General features: G+C 60.7%; 17 protein-coding genes. 5 read left to right on the top strand and 12 right to left on the bottom strand.

Annotated elements, in window-relative coordinates; genetic code table 11:
- Positions 1-98 precede the first annotated feature (98 nt).
- The 3 genes from ISX84_RS17985 to ISX84_RS17975 all read right to left on the bottom strand — a co-directional run bounded on the left by ISX84_RS17985 (position 99) and on the right by ISX84_RS17975 (position 3,985).
- Entirely contained in the window at positions 99-818 is a 720-nt protein-coding gene (locus tag ISX84_RS17985) for a helix-turn-helix transcriptional regulator (RefSeq protein ID WP_195821760.1), read from the bottom strand.
- Between the two features lie 371 nt (positions 819-1,189).
- The gene (ccrA, locus tag ISX84_RS17980; protein WP_195821759.1) at positions 1,190-2,470 is read right to left on the bottom strand and encodes a crotonyl-CoA carboxylase/reductase; all 1,281 of its coding nucleotides are present in this window, start codon (positions 2,468-2,470) and stop codon (positions 1,190-1,192) included.
- Positions 2,471-2,617: 147 nt separating this feature from the next.
- Positions 2,618-3,985 (bottom strand): 1-acyl-sn-glycerol-3-phosphate acyltransferase, encoded by a 1,368-nt coding sequence (locus ISX84_RS17975; RefSeq protein ID WP_195821758.1) that lies wholly within the window; start codon positions 3,983-3,985, stop codon positions 2,618-2,620.
- A gap of 45 nt (positions 3,986-4,030) precedes the next feature.
- On the opposite strand from ISX84_RS17975, the gene ISX84_RS17970 reads away from it, so the two are divergent.
- From ISX84_RS17970 to deoD, 4 genes are all read left to right on the top strand, one after another.
- Entirely contained in the window at positions 4,031-4,624 is a 594-nt protein-coding gene (locus tag ISX84_RS17970) for a GNAT family N-acetyltransferase (RefSeq protein WP_195821757.1), read from the top strand.
- Positions 4,625-4,723: 99 nt separating this feature from the next.
- Positions 4,724-6,691, top strand: coding sequence for a protein meaA (locus tag ISX84_RS17965; RefSeq protein ID WP_195821756.1), 1,968 nt, complete (start codon positions 4,724-4,726; stop codon positions 6,689-6,691).
- 88 nt (positions 6,692-6,779) lie between these two features.
- Positions 6,780-7,115 (top strand): H-NS histone family protein, encoded by a 336-nt coding sequence (locus ISX84_RS17960; RefSeq protein WP_195821755.1) that lies wholly within the window; start codon positions 6,780-6,782, stop codon positions 7,113-7,115.
- Positions 7,116-7,119: 4 nt separating this feature from the next.
- Entirely contained in the window at positions 7,120-7,824 is a 705-nt protein-coding gene (gene deoD / locus ISX84_RS17955; RefSeq protein ID WP_195821754.1) for a purine-nucleoside phosphorylase, read from the top strand.
- On the opposite strand, the gene ISX84_RS17950 is transcribed toward deoD, so the two are convergent.
- Positions 7,825-8,670 (bottom strand): urea carboxylase-associated family protein, encoded by an 846-nt coding sequence (locus tag ISX84_RS17950; protein ID WP_195821753.1) that lies wholly within the window; start codon positions 8,668-8,670, stop codon positions 7,825-7,827. It abuts the gene before it with no gap.
- Between the two features lie 34 nt (positions 8,671-8,704).
- On the bottom strand, positions 8,705-8,926 hold the full coding sequence (locus ISX84_RS17945; RefSeq protein WP_318168085.1) for a hypothetical protein: 222 nt from the start codon (positions 8,924-8,926) through the stop codon (positions 8,705-8,707).
- 153 nt (positions 8,927-9,079) lie between these two features.
- Between ISX84_RS17945 and ISX84_RS17940 the strand changes: the two genes are divergently transcribed.
- Entirely contained in the window at positions 9,080-9,805 is a 726-nt protein-coding gene (locus tag ISX84_RS17940) for a hypothetical protein (protein ID WP_195821752.1), read from the top strand.
- Positions 9,806-9,874: 69 nt separating this feature from the next.
- On the opposite strand, the gene ISX84_RS17935 is transcribed toward ISX84_RS17940, so the two are convergent.
- The 7 genes from ISX84_RS17935 to ISX84_RS17905 all read right to left on the bottom strand — a co-directional run bounded on the left by ISX84_RS17935 (position 9,875) and on the right by ISX84_RS17905 (position 15,222).
- Positions 9,875-10,654, bottom strand: coding sequence for a succinate dehydrogenase iron-sulfur subunit (locus ISX84_RS17935; RefSeq protein WP_195821751.1), 780 nt, complete (start codon positions 10,652-10,654; stop codon positions 9,875-9,877).
- Positions 10,655-10,675: 21 nt separating this feature from the next.
- On the bottom strand, positions 10,676-11,008 hold the full coding sequence (locus ISX84_RS17930) for a hypothetical protein (RefSeq protein ID WP_229884390.1): 333 nt from the start codon (positions 11,006-11,008) through the stop codon (positions 10,676-10,678).
- Entirely contained in the window at positions 11,008-12,813 is a 1,806-nt protein-coding gene (gene sdhA, locus ISX84_RS17925) for a succinate dehydrogenase flavoprotein subunit (protein WP_195821750.1), read from the bottom strand. Before sdhA ends, ISX84_RS17930 begins: the two co-directional genes overlap by 1 nt.
- 50 nt (positions 12,814-12,863) lie before the next feature.
- Complete coding sequence (gene sdhD / locus ISX84_RS17920; protein WP_195821749.1) at positions 12,864-13,235, bottom strand: succinate dehydrogenase, hydrophobic membrane anchor protein; 372 nt, start codon at positions 13,233-13,235, stop codon at positions 12,864-12,866.
- A 10-nt stretch (positions 13,236-13,245) separates the two neighbouring features.
- A complete protein-coding gene (gene sdhC / locus ISX84_RS17915) occupies positions 13,246-13,629 on the bottom strand; it encodes a succinate dehydrogenase, cytochrome b556 subunit (RefSeq protein WP_195821748.1) in 384 nt (127 codons plus the stop codon).
- Positions 13,630-13,785: 156 nt separating this feature from the next.
- On the bottom strand, positions 13,786-14,451 hold the full coding sequence (locus ISX84_RS17910) for a DUF1194 domain-containing protein (RefSeq protein WP_195821747.1): 666 nt from the start codon (positions 14,449-14,451) through the stop codon (positions 13,786-13,788).
- A gap of 54 nt (positions 14,452-14,505) precedes the next feature.
- Entirely contained in the window at positions 14,506-15,222 is a 717-nt protein-coding gene (locus tag ISX84_RS17905) for a DUF4344 domain-containing metallopeptidase (protein ID WP_195821746.1), read from the bottom strand.
- Positions 15,223-15,238 lie beyond the last annotated feature (16 nt).

Raw genomic sequence — 15,238 nt, 5'->3', positions numbered from 1 at the left:
GAGCGCGGGATGAGCAAAGGATTAGCTTGAGGATGTTTAACGCTGGCCAACCACGGCGTGCGTCACGTTAACGGATGAAGCCGTTTCAGGCGGCGATTTTACACGACAATAAGGCCGCGGCTCAGCGCTCTGGCGACCGCATGGGTGGTGTTCGACGCCCCCAGTTTGAAGCGCGCGCTCTCGATGTAGACCCGCAGCGTATGCTCGGAAATCGACAGCGTTTCAGCCACTTGCGCCCGGCTGTACCCGATTGCAAGCAGCGTCATCGCGTCGATTTCGCGTGGCGACAGCGATTGTGATTGCTCCGGCGCCCGGTTCGGTTCGAACTCGAGCGCCTTTTGGTTAAAATAATGCGCGATCAGGATCAGTTCGCGCCGATTATCCTCCGTAAATTTTTCCCACTCCGCGTCATCGCAGGTGTGATTCACCGTAAAGAGGGCGAACTGACCGTTAGGCCCCCGGATGGGAATGGAATAGCCTTGGGTGCCGATGCCGTACTCCACCGCTTCTGCCTGAAAGGCGCGCACGGCCTTGCCGGACCAATCGAGTTTCTTCCAATCCACCGGGTGAAAGCGTTTGTAACATCCGGCGATGACCGGATCGATCCGGATATAGTTCTGCTCTTGATACCTTGTGGCCCATTCCAGCGGGTAGGTGCCGTAACCATATTGTTCCCCGGCACTGTCCACCCAGTGGTAGACCATATTTTCGACTTCGAAATACTCCCTGAGTTTGAGGATGGCGTCCTGTATGGATTCAAGCGTGTCCGCCTGCTCCAGCTCCGCCAAGACTTCCTCCACCGTCGTGTTCGCTACCATGTGCCGTGCCCTGCGTCCTCTCGTGAAGGGCGGCGATCTCGGCAAGAGCAACAATCGCGGTATCATCCAACTGCTCGGCTAACACCGGCAAGTCGTTTGCTGTCGCAAATGTTTTCAAGTCCGTGAGAACGTCCAAAATCCAATCACTTCGCATAGCAGACTCGCCTCTTAAAGGTTAATGAAAGATTAACACAACTATAACATGTGTGAACAAGCGTTGAAAATTCGCAGTTATTAACTCCCCAGAAATAGCGAGGTCGGATTTTGTAAGTAATTGATACTAAAGAGCGTCACAACCATAACGAGAAACGCCCGCGCAACCTATACGTGATTCGCGGGCGTTCGTCATGTTTAAACAACTCGATGTTAGATTAACGGCGTGCCTCCAACGCATCTTCGAGGGTCCGCAGCCCGGTCGTCGGCGCCTGCACCAAAACGGACATGTTGCCGGGTTTGTGCTCGTTGCGCATCATCTTCATATGCGCCTGCGGCAGGTCCGCCCAAGTGAAGACCTCTGACATGCAGGGATCAAGCCGCCGCTCCAACATCAGCTTGTTCGCCGCCGAGGCTTGCGCCAGATGCGCAAAGTGGCTGCCCTGCAGACGCTTCTGGTGCATCCACATGTAACGCACGTCAAAGGTCAGGTTGAAGCCGGTGGTGCCCGCGCAGATCACGACCATGCCGCCTTTCTTCACCACGAAGGTGGAGACGGGGAAGGTCGCCTCGCCTGGGTGTTCGAACACCATATCGACGTTCACGCCCTTGCCGGTGATGTCCCAGATCGCCTTGCCGAACTTGCGCGCTTCCTTGAACCACTCACCGTATTCCGGCGTGTTCACCGTTGGCAGCTGCCCCCAGCAGTTGAAATCCTTCCGGTTCAGAACGCCCTTGGCGCCCAAATCCATGACAAACTGGCGCTTGCTCTCATCAGAGATCACGCCGATGGCATTGGCGCCCGCGGTGTTGATCAGCTGGATCGCGTACGATCCAAGGCCACCGGATGCGCCCCAAACCAGCACGTTTTGGCCGGGCTTGAGGTCGTGCGGTTCGTGCCCGAAGAGCATCCGGTAGGCAGTGGCAAGTGTCAGTGTGTAACACGCCGCCTCTTCCCAGGTCAGGTGTTTGGGGCGCGGCATCAGTTGCTGGCTCTGGACCCGCGTAAATTGCGAGAAGGACCCATCGGGGGTTTCGTAGCCCCAGATCCGCTGGCTCGGCGAATACATCGGGTCGCCGCCGTTGCAGTGCTCGTCGTCGCCGTCGTCCTGGTTGCAATGGATCACAACCTCGTCGCCCACCTTCCAGCGCGTGACCTTGTCGCCCACAGCCCAGACGATGCCGGAGGCGTCCGACCCGGCGATGTGATAGGGCTGTTTGTGCCCGTCAAAAGGGCTGATCGGCACGCCAAGTGCGGCCCAGACGCCGTTGTAGTTGACCCCGGCGGCCATCACGAGCACCAGCACGTCCTGGCTGTCGAGCTTCGGGACCTCCACGACCTCCTGTAGCATTGCGCTGTCGGGTTCACCGTGCCGTTCCCGGCGGATCGCCCATGCATACATCTGTTTGGGCACATAGCCCATGGGGGGCATTTCACCCATTTCATAGAGGTCTTTTTCCGGCGCCTCGTAGCGCGCGATGGTGGTATCCAGTGCCATGCAAGCCTCCTGCTTAGCGACATACTCAAATCAATGATGCCGCAATGCAGAATCGCGGCTTGTGGGGATTGAATATGCAGTGCCGCGCAACATTGCAACATCTACAGCTTACTTTTTGTAATTTTATGACCCTGCAGGCGCAGAAATTTATGCTGCAGATGCGGCATCCTCAAAGCAGTGCGCGATCGAGTTCGCATAGTAACTGACAACGGCCTGCTGATCGGGCAACGGGTGCCATCCGTCCGCCGTTCTTTCCATCACGCCATGTTTGCGCAACTGACCCAAGGCCGCGGTTATGGTAGCGGGCAGGTCTTCGGAGATACTCGGCGGTGTGGAAACCGACAGCAGCTCGAGCGCGGCTTTGACCTCGTCGATCAGCACGGCCTCGGGCAGCGGTTCACTGCGGGCCTGCAGGACATGACAGACCAGAGGCACCGCAAGCACGGGCATGGCCGCCTCGATACGGCGCATCAGATCATCCGCAAGCTCTTCGACGGGGCGGTCCGCGCCGAAGGCGCTCAACGACAGCGGCTGCCCAAAGGCAACCGCCGCCGTGCCGAAGCGCGTGACGCGCCCTCGCAGCCCCTGCCAGAACTTGCTGAGGATGAACCGGACCACAACGGAGATCCGCGCTCCAAAGCGGCGGTCACCGCGCTTTCCCGCCGCGATCAGGACCCGATCCTCGAGGACGCGATCATAGTTGATGGCCACAGGCACAAAGACCACATCCCGCCCCTCTGGATCATGTCCTTCGACCACGTAGGACAAAAGCCCCAGCCGCGGCGGCATCAGACGCCCGTTCAGGCTGAGCCCGCCTTCGGGAAAGATACCCTGCGCGACCCCGCCCGAAATTGCCATCTGCACGTAACGCGCCAGCACCTTGCGATAGAGCCCGCCACGCGATTTGCGCCGGATGAAGTACGCTCCCATCATCCGGATCAGACGGCTCAGCGGCCAGACGCGCGCCCATTCCCCCACCGCGTAGGATAAGGCAGAGGTCCGTGCAGCAAGATAGGTCACCAGGACGTAATCCATGTTCGAGCGGTGGTTCATGATGAAGACCACCGTCGCATCCTTTGGGATGGAGCGGATCACCTCGTCATTGTGCGGCCCGGTCCAAACCGAATAGATCGAATTGACCAGCAGGCGCGCCATGCGCGTACCAAGGCCAAAATAGGTGAAGGCGCTGAAGCTCGGGACGATCTCTCGCGCATAGGCACGGGCGCGTTCGAAGGCCACGTTTTCGGGGACTTTGTTTGTCTGCGCATGATTGACGATTTCGCGTGTGACCTCGGGATCGTAAATCAACCGCTGGATCATGTCGTAGCGCCGCGCCAGCTTGAAGGGTTCAATGGGCCGGGTCAGACGTTCGTTCAGGCGCGTGACCGCGCGCTCCAACCTTCGCCTGAAAAACCAGCGGACAGAGGGAAACAGAAAGTGCGACGCAAAGGTCACGGCTGCAAAGAGCACGATCAGCACGAACAGCCACAACGGTATTTCAACGACTTGCGTCATGGGGCGACCCTTGCAGGACAGGGCGGCAAGAACAATATCAAATGCATGGCATACGAGATATCATCTGGCTTCGACACCGATGAGAGGCCCATCTTCGCAGCCCTCTACTGGCAAGCCTTCGGCTATAAACTGGGGCGTGTACTGGGGCCGGACCCGCGCGCGCGGGAATTCCTGTGTGCCGTGATCGATCCGGCGTTTGCGCTGGTCGCACGCGGACCTGATGGACGCATCCTTGGTATTGCGGGGTTCAAGACGGCGGAAGGGGCGCTGGTTGGCGGTGATTTCAAGGATTTGCAAGCCGTCTACGGCACCTGGGGTGCCGTTTGGCGCGGCCTGACCCTCTCCGTTGTAGAACGGGACGTGGCACCGGACGTCCTGCTGATGGACGGCATATGCGTGCATGAAAGCGCGCGCGGGTTGGGTGTTGGGACCGCCCTGCTCGGAGCGGTCAAATCACAGGCGCAGGCCATGGGAAAGCCCGCCGTGCGCCTTGACGTTATTGACAGCAATCCCCGTGCCAAGGCGCTTTATCTGCGGGAAGGCTTTGTACCGCATGGGATTGAGCGCACGGGACCCTTTCGCCACGTTTTCAGGTTCAAATCGGCAACGCAGATGCTCTGGCAGAACCCGGCAAAATAACCGGCCATGCCGCAACGCAGCGAATTGACATTGGCATAATATTCCAAGTATCAGTCTTGTGACGTAATAAAATTGCTTTGCCTGATTCACGAGGTTGCCATGTCCGACGCCAAGAAAGACCGCCCCTGGTTGATCCGTACCTATGCGGGTCACTCAACTGCCCAGGCGTCCAATGCGCTTTATCGGTCGAACCTCGCCAAGGGCCAGACCGGCCTGTCGGTGGCCTTCGATCTGCCCACCCAGACGGGTTATGACAGCGATCACGTGCTCGCGCGGGGCGAAGTGGGTAAAGTGGGTGTTCCGGTCAGCCATCTGGGCGACATGCGCACGCTGTTTGACCAGATCCCGCTGGAGCAGATGAACACCTCGATGACGATCAACGCGACGGCTCCCTGGCTGCTGGCGCTCTATATTGCGGTGGCTGAGGAACAGGGCGCCGATGTCTCGAAGCTGCAGGGCACGGTCCAGAACGACCTGATCAAGGAATATCTGAGCCGCGGCACCTATATCTGCCCGCCCGCGCCCAGCCTCAAGATGATCGCGGATGTGGCGGAGTATTGCTATACCAACGTGCCCAAATGGAACCCGATGAACGTCTGTTCCTACCATCTGCAGGAGGCGGGCGCGACGCCGGAGCAGGAACTGGCCTTTGCGCTGGCCACCGCCACTGCGGTGCTGGATGCGCTGAAACCGCGTGTGGCGGCGGAGGACTTCCCGGCCGTGGTCGGTCGCATTTCGTTTTTCGTGAATGCAGGCATCCGCTTTGTCACCGAGATGTGCAAGATGCGTGCCTTTGTGGATCTCTGGGACGAGATTTGCCGCGAACGCTATGGCGTCGAGGACCCGAAGTTCCGCCGCTTCCGCTATGGCGTGCAGGTGAACTCGCTGGGCCTGACCGAACAGCAGCCTGAGAACAACGTCTACCGTATTCTCATCGAAATGCTGGCGGTGACGCTCAGCAAAAAGGCCCGCGCCCGCGCCGTGCAATTGCCCGCGTGGAACGAGGCGCTTGGCCTGCCCCGCCCTTGGGACCAGCAGTGGTCCATGCGGATGCAACAGATCATGGCCTATGAGACGGACCTGCTGGAATTCGACGATCTTTTCGATGGCAACCCGGCGGTGGATGCCAAGGTTGAAGCGTTGAAAGACGGCGCGCGGCACGAGCTGGCGAACCTTGACGGCATGGGCGGCGCCATCGAGGCCATCGACTATATGAAAGCGCGGCTGGTCGACAGCAACGCGGAACGGCTGGGCCGGATCGAGGCGGGTGAAACCATCGTCGTCGGCGTAAACAAGTGGCAGCAAGGCGAGCCCTCGCCGCTGATGACAGGTGATGGCGGCATCATGGTGGTCGACCCGGCGGTCGAGGCGGAACAGATCGCACGGTTGGACGCCTGGCGTGCTGACCGGGACGAGCGGGCGGTAGACGAGGCGCTGGCCGATCTGCGCGCGGCTGCTGCCGACGGGCGCAATGTGATGGCCCCCTCCATCGCGGCGGCGAAGGCGGGTGTGACAACCGGCGAATGGGCCGCCCAGATGCGGGCCGTGCATGGCGAATACCGGGGCCCGACGGGCGTGTCAGGCGCGCGGTCGAACAAGACCGAGGGTCTGGATGATCTGCGCGAGGCGGTGGATGTCGTGAGCGACAAACTGGGTCGGCGTCTCAAGTTTCTTGTCGGCAAACCAGGGCTCGACGGCCACTCGAACGGGGCCGAACAGATCGCCGTGCGTGCGCGGGACTGCGGCATGGATATCGCCTATGAGGGCATCCGTCTGACACCTGCAGAAATCGTTGCGGCGGCGCAGGAGGACAATGCCCATGTGGTCGGCCTGTCGATCCTGTCCGGCAGCCACATCCCATTGGTGGAGGATCTGATGGACCAGATGCGCGCGGCAGGCCTTGGCCATGTGCCCGTCATCGTTGGCGGCATCATCCCGGATGATGACGCGGAACGTCTGCGGTCCATGGGGGTCGCCCGGGTCTACACGCCCAAGGATTTCGAGCTCAATACCATCATGATGGACATCGTGACACTCGCCGATCCGCAGGCAGTCGCCGCGGAATAGTGTCCTGCAAGACACACTTGAAGAGACGCACTTGTATCTGGCCAATACGTAGTTGTATCAATCGCCGACCATTCAAGGGAGAGGCGGTATGGCAAACCTGTCAAAAATGACGCGCAAACAGTTGGAAAAACTGATCAAAGACGCACATAAAGCATTGAAAATAATAGAAAACAAAGAACGGCGCGAAGCGAAAAAAGCGGCGGCAGCGGCGGCAGCAAAGTTCGGTTTCAAACTCGACGAACTCACCACTGGTACCGCTCCAGGGCCAAAGCGGACACCGAAAACGGCTCCAAAAAAGCCGCGTGAGCCAAAGTATGCCAATCCCACCGACCCCAAGCAGACATGGAGCGGCATGGGGCGTCAACCCGGTTGGTACCGGGACGCGCTGGCAGCGGGCGTTGACCCCAAAACCATGGAAATCTGACCATATGACGATCCACATTGGCGCCGCCCCCGGCGATATTGCCGAAACCGTCTTGATGCCCGGCGATCCTTACCGCGCACGATGGGCGGCGGAGACATTTCTGGACGGCGCCAAGCTGGTCAACGAAGTCCGTGGGATGCTGGGATTCACCGGCACCTACAAAGGCAATCGGGTCACGATCCAAGGGTCCGGCATGGGTATGCCGTCCCTGTCGATCTATGCCAACGAGCTGATCTCACAATATAATGCACAGACCCTGATCCGCATCGGCTCCTGCGGTGGGATGCAGCCTCATGTGTCGGTGCGTGACGTGATCATCGCCATGTCGGCGACCACGATCACCTCGCCCTCCTCCGGGATTTTCAAGGAGGTGAATTTTGCGCCGACGGCCAGCTACGACCTGCTGGCCGCTGCGGTCGCAGCCGCGAAGGCACGGGGCACGACAACCCATGTCGGTGGGATCTATTCTTCGGATGTCTTCTACGCGGAGCGCCCCGATCTGGACGAGCAGATGGTGCGCCACGGTATTCTGGGGGTCGAAATGGAAGCGGCAGAGCTCTACACGCTCGCGGCACGCCATGGCCGCCGGGCCTTGGCGATCCTCACGGTCAGCGACCACCTGCAGACGGGCGAGGCGCTGCCCGCAGAGGATCGCGAGCAGACCTTTGGCGACATGGTCGAGATCGCGCTTGAGGCTGCGTTCAGCTGATCACGCCCCATGACTGCGGTCATAGCTATTGACGGCAGGCGACTGCCATCCGGTCAAGCGGCCCTCTGCCGGGCTGAACACCTCGACCAGTAGCGGGTGGCAGGGGGCCGTATCGCTGGAATGCTCGGACGAACAGTCGCCGCCCGGACAAGCGGAGAGGTTTCCGAGCAGATCGATCTCAGCAAAGAACTCCAGGAAATCACCGGGGCGCACCGGGCTTGCCTTCATGAAGTACTGCCCGGTGTCACGGGTGAACCCAGTGCACATGAAGACGTTCAGCACGTCATGTACCAAGGGCTCCGCCTCGGCGCGTGGCACGCCCAGATGTGCTGCGAGCGACCGCGTGAGGTTGGAGTGACAGCAGTGATGGTACTGCCCGCCGTCCGACAAAAGCGCATGGGTGTAGGGATCACAACGCGTGCCGATCACGTCATGCACCGAGCCACCGAAGGTGTCGATCCCGTACCATCCCAGCGTATCGTGGGTGATCGTTGCCATGGGGCGCAGATGCGGAAAGGATGACCACATCCGTTCCCCTCGCGTGATGTGGGTGCCATGCAGCGCGCGGGTCTTGCCAGAATAGAACCGTTCACTGAGATCTGACGCATTGTGCAGGTTTAAATCGCCTACCTGCGGCCCCTCGACACTGGTGATGCGAAAGAAATGTCCGGCGGGCACGGCGAAACAACGGGCCTCGCGGGCTGGCACGAGCACCTCATCAAGTTTGGTCAGCTCCCTGCGCGCCTGATCGTAGAGCGCCATATCAGGGGCGGGCAGCGTCTCCACCGGATAGCAGATTGCGGGTTTGACGGCGCGGCGCGTCTCGGCATCGGCAGGTGTGGTCACGGCGTGTCGATCCTTTGCTGAAGGAGGCCTGTTCTCAGACAGGCGGCAGGTGGGATTTGCAGGTGTCGGGCGGACCCTTGGACGCGGTGAAGGCCTCGGCCCCGCAGGCCGCACATTTGTATTTTCGCAGGCTGCCCCGATCCCCGTTGCGGTCTTCGCGCCAGCGGCAGCGGCGGGTGCCCCGGTTGCGCCGCGCAAAGATGGCAACGACGACAAAGGCGATGATCAGACCGACAACGATATGCATATCAGTCATTTAGGGGCTGCGGGCCGTGCTGTCCATCGGCCCGAAGATATCCTTTTGAGTAGAAGGCGCGCGAATGAGTATCTGTTCTGTCCGAAAGCTCAATCGCGCCGTTCCTTCCGCTTGGTTAGATGTGACGTCAGACACAAATTGAGGAGTATTCCCATGAAGACGTTCACATTTCTAACCCTGCCTGTTGCCGCCTACTTGTCGATGGCAGGCCTGTCCCAGGCGGCAACCATCTCCATAGAAACCGACAAGATTGGTGCCGCCAGCACCTCGGGCATCAGCGGATACACGACCAGCGGTGCTGACATGGACGGTATGCAGATCACCGGGATTTTTGAAAAAGGTGCTAAGCGCAAGGCCACTTTTCTGGCAAACGGCGCAAAATCGGGCGTGGCCGACGGGGGCTGGTTCTCCCTCTCGCTCGACGGCACGTCAAGCTTTTCCAGCCCTTTTGTAGTCGCCGTCTCGCAGGGCAGGCTGCAGTCTCTGCAAATTGACGGTGTTCCGGGTGATACCATCTTCGATATCATCGGCGCGTCGGTCGGCACATCCGGCAGTGCCTACGGGCGCGGCTTCACAACAAACGACAAGACGCCCGGAGAGGTTTCCGTGCTCTTCTCCCGCCCGATCAGCCTGACGGACACGGCGCATGCGGGTGACCTCTACGGCGCAATGACCGTGGATTTCAGCGGCCTGGGCGGTCTGGCTGCAGGGCGGTCGTTTTCGTTCATCCAGGACACGGACAACACCGCGATCTCGGGAGACTTCACCCCCGCAGTCGCGCCGGTTCCCTTGCCAGCCGGGTTCTTCCTGTGTCTGACAGCGCTCTCGGCGGTCGGAATGCTGCGACGCAAGGCAAACCGTACATCACCCCAGGCATGACCCCGACCAGCACCCCCGGATCAGAGCAGGTGCTGAAGGGCTCCACGTCAACCACCACGAATGCCGGGCTCACACCCGGCGTTCGACCATCATCTTCTTGATATTGGCAATCGCCTCAGCTGGGTTGAGCCCCTTGGGGCAGGTCTTGGCGCAGTTCATGATGGTGTGGCAGCGGTAGAGTTTGAACGGATCTTCGAGATCATCCAGCCGCTCGCCCGTGGCCTCGTCGCGGCTGTCGATGATCCAGCGGTAGGCGTGCAGGAGCGCTGCTGGCCCGAGGTAGCGGTCACCGTTCCACCAGTAGCTCGGGCAGGAGGTGGAGCAGGAGGCGCACATGACGCATTCATACAAGCCATCGAGTTTCTTGCGATCTTCGATGGACTGTTTCCACTCCTTGGCCGGACGGTTCGTCTTGGTCTCCAGCCAGGGCATGATGCTGGCGTGCTGGGCGTAGAAATGCGTGAGGTCCGGGATCAGGTCCTTGACCACCGGCATATGCGGCAGCGGGTAGATGCGCACGTCGCCCTTCACTTCATCCATGCCATAGATACAGGCCAGCGTGTTGATCCCGTCGATGTTCATCGCACAGGAGCCGCAAATGCCTTCCCGGCAGGAGCGGCGGAAGGTCAGTGTCGGGTCGATCTCGTTCTTGATCTTGATCAGCGCGTCCAGGATCATCGGGCCGCAGCTGTCCAGATCAACGAAATAGGTGTCGACCCGGGGGTTTTCACCGTCATCCGGGTTCCAGCGGTAGATCTGGAATTTCCGGAGGTTGTTCGCGCCCTCGGGCTTGGGCCATGTCTTGCCCTTAGTCATGCGGGAGTTCTTGGGCAGGGTCAGTTGAACCATGTCTGCGGTCTCCTGTTCGGTCTAGAGCGTGCCGAGCGCCGTCGGAGCGGCAGCACGCAGGCAATTCTGGGTTTCGGGGCGGGCAAGTACCGTGCGAATGGTGTCCGCCGTGCCCTGATCGACCCCGGTGATGGCATCCGCAGCCAGCGCCTGCACTTCAGCGGCATCGGCATTGTCCACCACACAGTTTGTAAATGGCGTAAACAGCGCTTTGGGCACCTGCGGGAAATAGACGGCGAGGGCCTCGGGCAGCACGGTTTTGGCCGTATCCCGGCCCGCGCGGTCGGTCGCTTGCTGGATTTCAACACAAGCCGAAAGCGCGAGAGCGGCGCATAAGATCAAAGGCAGGCGCATCAGAAGGTCCGCTTCTTGGGCGCGATTTTCTTGGGGTCGATCCCGCCGTCATTGTGGCTGGTGAGCGGTTGCTCGTGCACGCCGCGATAGCCCAAAGACGCCTTGTTGCCCTTGAACCAGATCAGCGAGTGCTTGCGCCAGTTCTGATCATCGCGTTCGGGGTGATCCTCATGGGCATGCGCCCCGCGGCTCTCCTTGCGCGCCTCAGCCCCGGTGATGGTGGCGACGGCGTTGGGAATGAGGTTCGCCAGTTCCAGCGTCTCCATCAGGTCGGAGTTCCACACCAGGCTACGGTCGGTCACGCCGACGTCGGACCATTTGTCCGCCACGTCTTCCATCGCGGTCTTCCCTTCGGCCAGCGTCTCATTGGCGCGGAAAACGGCGGCGTCTTTCTGCATGCATTGCTGCATTTCAAGCCGCAGCTCGGCGGTCGGCGTGTGGCCCTTCGCGTAGCGGGTGTTGTCGAAACGGTCGAGCGCGGCCTGCACCGAGGCGGCATTGGGCGTGGGCACGGCGCTGTCGGGGTCGACCACCTTGCCCGCGCGGATGGCGGCGGCGCGGCCAAAGACCACGAGGTCAATCAGCGAGTTGGAGCCCAGGCGGTTCGCCCCGTGCACGGAGGCACAACCTGCCTCACCCACGGCCATCAGGCCGGGCGAGACGCGGTCGGGGTCATCTTTCGTCGGTGCCAACACCTCGCCCCAGTAGTTCGTGGGAATACCGCCCATATTATAGTGCACCGTGGGCAGCACCGGGATCGGCTCCTTGTTGAGGTTCACGCCTGCGAAGATGCGGGCGCTCTCCGAGATACCCGGCAGGCGCAGTTTCAGCGTCTCGGGCGGCAGGTGATTGAGGTTCAGGTGAATGTGGTCGCCGTTCTTGCCGACGCCCCGGCCCTCGCGGATCTCCATGGTCATGCAGCGGGAGACGTAATCACGCGGCGCGAGGTCTTTGTACTGCGGCGCATAGCGCTCCATGAAGCGTTCGCCTTCGGAGTTGGTGAGGTAGCCGCCCTCGCCGCGCGCGCCTTCGGTGATCAGGCAGCCCGCGCCATAGATGCCGGTGGGGTGGAACTGCACGAACTCCATGTCTTGCAGCGGCAACCCGGCCCGCGCCGTCATGCCGCCGCCATCGCCGGTGCAAGTGTGTGCCGAGGTGGCGGAGAAATACGCCCGGCCATACCCCCCCGTGGCCAGAACAACCATCTTGGAGGCAAAGAGGTGCAGCGTGCCGTCATCCAGTTTCCAGCAGAGCACGCCCTGGCAGACGCCGTCCTCGGACATGATCAGGTCGATGGCGAAGTATTCGATGTAAAATTCCGCGTTGTTCTTCAGCGACTGGCCATAAAGCGTGTGCAGGATCGCATGGCCGGTCCGGTCGGCGGCGGCGCAGGTGCGCTGCACCGCAGGGCCTTCGCCGAATTCCGTCGTGTGCCCGCCAAAGGGACGCTGATAGATTTTGCCCTCTTCGGTGCGCGAGAATGGCACGCCGTAGTGTTCCAACTCATAAACCGCCTTGGGCGCCTCGCGGGCGAGGTATTCCATCGCGTCAGTGTCGCCCAGCCAGTCAGACCCCTTGACCGTGTCGTACATGTGCCACTGCCAGGTGTCGGGGCCCATGTTGGCCAGTGACGCTGCGATACCACCCTGGGCGGCCACCGTATGAGACCGTGTTGGAAAGACCTTGGTCACGCAGGCCGTGCGCAGCCCCTGTTCGGCCATGCCGAGCGTCGCCCGCAACCCGGCGCCGCCGGCTCCGACCACCACGACGTCGTATTCATGTGTTTCGTATTCGTATTCAGCCATGGATCAGTCTCCTGGGTCTCGTGCGGGCCCCGCCTGCACGGTCATTGGGGTCAGAGTGCGAGCCGCACGATTGCGTAAAGGCCCACGGCCATGGCCGCGTAGCTGACACAGGTCATCACAACGATGGCAACTTTCTGCGCCAACCCATGCACATAGTCCTCGATCAGCGCCTGCACACCTCCGGCGAAATGTTTGAAGGTCACGATGATGGTCAGCCCGGCAACAACTGCGGGGAACGGGCGGTTAAAGTAGGCGGTGACCTCTTCATACGAAGCGCCCAGCATCGGGCCAAAGGTAAAGACAAAAAGAGGGATCAGGATCAGCAGGGCACCGGAACTGACGGTCATCGACCAGTGATGCTCTGTCCCGGTTTTCGCGGACCCGAGACCCACGGCGCGCTTGCGGTCTGTGAGATAGCTCATGGCGGCCCCCTTATATGATCACGATGGTCAGCAGGGTCAGCAGCACCGAGCCGCCGATCACCACGTAACCAAGTTTGTAGGCGGTATCGAGATCGAGGCCGATGCCCTGATCCCAGATCAGATGCCGCAGCCCCGCCAGCGTGTGATACCACAGCCCCCAAAGAGACAGGGTCATCACCAGATCACCGAACCAGCTGGTCAGCACGCCATCCGCATAGGCGAAATACTCGGGTGAGGTCGCGGCTGCCAGAAACCACCAGACAATCAACAAGGAAGAGATCAGAAGCGCATTGCCGGTGATGCGCGTCAGAATGGAGGTCATGGAGGTCAGCTGCGGACGATAAATCGTCAGATGCGGCGACAAGGGGCGGTTGCCCCGATTGACATCAGCCATGTGAGATTCCTTTTGTTCCCTGCATTTCTTTTTACTGCTTATTGCGGGCTTGTCACGTGTCTGCGCCGCCTCAAGGCGCGGTTAATTGGCGCGTTTTGTACAAAAATCATTAACTTGCCGTTATTTGTGATCACACGAGAACAGCGCGTGATCACATTATGGCAGGTAGCTGAGCTGTCGCGTGGTCTCGCGCTGTAATTTGCGTCTGATCTGCGCAGGATAATCCTCAAACCCATCAGCGGTGATCACGAATGCGCCGTCGCCCAGGATCAGGTTTTCATAAAACCAGCCGGTCAGGTCGCCCTCATCGGTCTCGATCGCCAGCGCGTTCACCGTCACGCCCATGGCCGAGAGCGCCGGATGTCGGGTCAGGGGCAATACGCCTTCATTGGAAATGCCATCACCGGAAACATCCACGACCTTGCGGGTACACTCCGGCACTTCGATCAGGGCGGCCTCAGCCGCCACAAGCGCTTCGCCGATGGCCGTAGAGTAGTTGCGCCACACCCGGCGGTTGGTGGCGATGATCTCCGCCAGCGCCGTCACGTCGACATCGGTCCGGATCTGCGTCCAGGGCACAGTCTGCCGCTGGCGGGAAGAGCCGGTCCACTGGATCAACGTGACCTGCGCCTCCTGCTCGATCAGTGCATCGACAACGGTGCCGTCGCGCAACGCCGCGGCCAGCCCCTGCATCTGGATGTCATATTCGCGGCTGTCGACGGATCCCGATACATCAACGGCGAGCACCAGCGCCAGCTGGCAGGCAAGCGCGCCCTGCCCGCCGAGGACCATCATCACCAGAGAGGAGATCAGCCGTTTCATTGGGCCAGACTACGCAAACTGGCCGCCAATCCCAGATCATTTTTCTAAGGGGCCTCAGAATTCCGCCAGTGACCGCAGATAACCATCCAATTCACTGCAAATGATGATCTCGCGCGTTCCCGGATCGTAAAAACCGTTGGCCTCGCCACAGACCTCAGCCCGGAGGGTCAGAGTCTCTGGTAGATCGAAGTCTTCGTTCAGCGCGCGGACCTCATCAACCATCAACTGGCCAATCAGCGTGTCATCCGCGCTCTGGAGTACCATCGATACGCCAGGCTCCTCCGCCGTGATCCCGTCCAGCACCGGACCCCAGCTGTCATAGGCAAGCTCGAACTCCTCAACGCAGGTTTCGGCCCGCTCCTCCGGCAAATCCAGTTCGATTGCCAGCGCCTCGCGGGCCTCTGGATTGGCACCGTAAAACAGGCAAACCATGGTGTAGTAGCGCTGCAGATCGGGGCCGTGCACATCCCAGGGGGCAGGCTCGTTCCCTTCCGCCTCTCCGAGGAAACCAAAAGCCGCATCATAGATAATGCCCGCAGCGGCCTCTTCTTCGTAGAGGTCATGGATCAGCAGGACGCTAAGCACGTCCGCTGCGTCCTCTTCCTGACCGAAAACCGGCAGGTTCAGGATGTCGATCAGGGCGTGGCCAAGTTCGTGGTAGAGAATGGCCAGCACGTTCGCCGCCACGAAATCATCCTCGCGCGATTGCGCAGCAGCCGACGTGGCCGCCACGACCGCCAGCACCCCTGCCAAAATTGTCCGCCTCACCATCGCCTGTCCCTCCCTT

Source organism: Roseobacter sp. MH60115 (assembly GCF_015644665.1).
Lineage (GTDB): Bacteria > Pseudomonadota > Alphaproteobacteria > Rhodobacterales > Rhodobacteraceae > Roseobacter.
Note: the sequence above shows the minus strand (reverse complement) of the source record. Positions and strands in the feature narration are given on the sequence as shown.

Coding starts and splice junctions, on each gene's coding strand:
- ISX84_RS17930 (WP_229884390.1), bottom strand. CDS start 11,008: ATGCGCCTGCCTTTGATCTTATGCGCCGCTCTCGCGCTTTCGGCTTGT.
- ISX84_RS17945 (WP_318168085.1), bottom strand. CDS start 8,926: ATGACTGATATGCATATCGTTGTCGGTCTGATCATCGCCTTTGTCGTC.
- ISX84_RS17985 (WP_195821760.1), bottom strand. CDS start 818: ATGGTAGCGAACACGACGGTGGAGGAAGTCTTGGCGGAGCTGGAGCAG.
- sdhD (WP_195821749.1), bottom strand. CDS start 13,235: ATGAGCTATCTCACAGACCGCAAGCGCGCCGTGGGTCTCGGGTCCGCG.
- ISX84_RS17960 (WP_195821755.1), top strand. CDS start 6,780: ATGGCAAACCTGTCAAAAATGACGCGCAAACAGTTGGAAAAACTGATC.
- ISX84_RS17940 (WP_195821752.1), top strand. CDS start 9,080: ATGAAGACGTTCACATTTCTAACCCTGCCTGTTGCCGCCTACTTGTCG.
- ccrA (WP_195821759.1), bottom strand. CDS start 2,470: ATGGCACTGGATACCACCATCGCGCGCTACGAGGCGCCGGAAAAAGAC.
- ISX84_RS17975 (WP_195821758.1), bottom strand. CDS start 3,985: ATGACGCAAGTCGTTGAAATACCGTTGTGGCTGTTCGTGCTGATCGTG.
- ISX84_RS17965 (WP_195821756.1), top strand. CDS start 4,724: ATGTCCGACGCCAAGAAAGACCGCCCCTGGTTGATCCGTACCTATGCG.
- sdhA (WP_195821750.1), bottom strand. CDS start 12,813: ATGGCTGAATACGAATACGAAACACATGAATACGACGTCGTGGTGGTC.
- sdhC (WP_195821748.1), bottom strand. CDS start 13,629: ATGGCTGATGTCAATCGGGGCAACCGCCCCTTGTCGCCGCATCTGACG.
- ISX84_RS17905 (WP_195821746.1), bottom strand. CDS start 15,222: ATGGTGAGGCGGACAATTTTGGCAGGGGTGCTGGCGGTCGTGGCGGCC.
- deoD (WP_195821754.1), top strand. CDS start 7,120: ATGACGATCCACATTGGCGCCGCCCCCGGCGATATTGCCGAAACCGTC.
- ISX84_RS17935 (WP_195821751.1), bottom strand. CDS start 10,654: ATGGTTCAACTGACCCTGCCCAAGAACTCCCGCATGACTAAGGGCAAG.
- ISX84_RS17910 (WP_195821747.1), bottom strand. CDS start 14,451: ATGAAACGGCTGATCTCCTCTCTGGTGATGATGGTCCTCGGCGGGCAG.
- ISX84_RS17970 (WP_195821757.1), top strand. CDS start 4,031: ATGGCATACGAGATATCATCTGGCTTCGACACCGATGAGAGGCCCATC.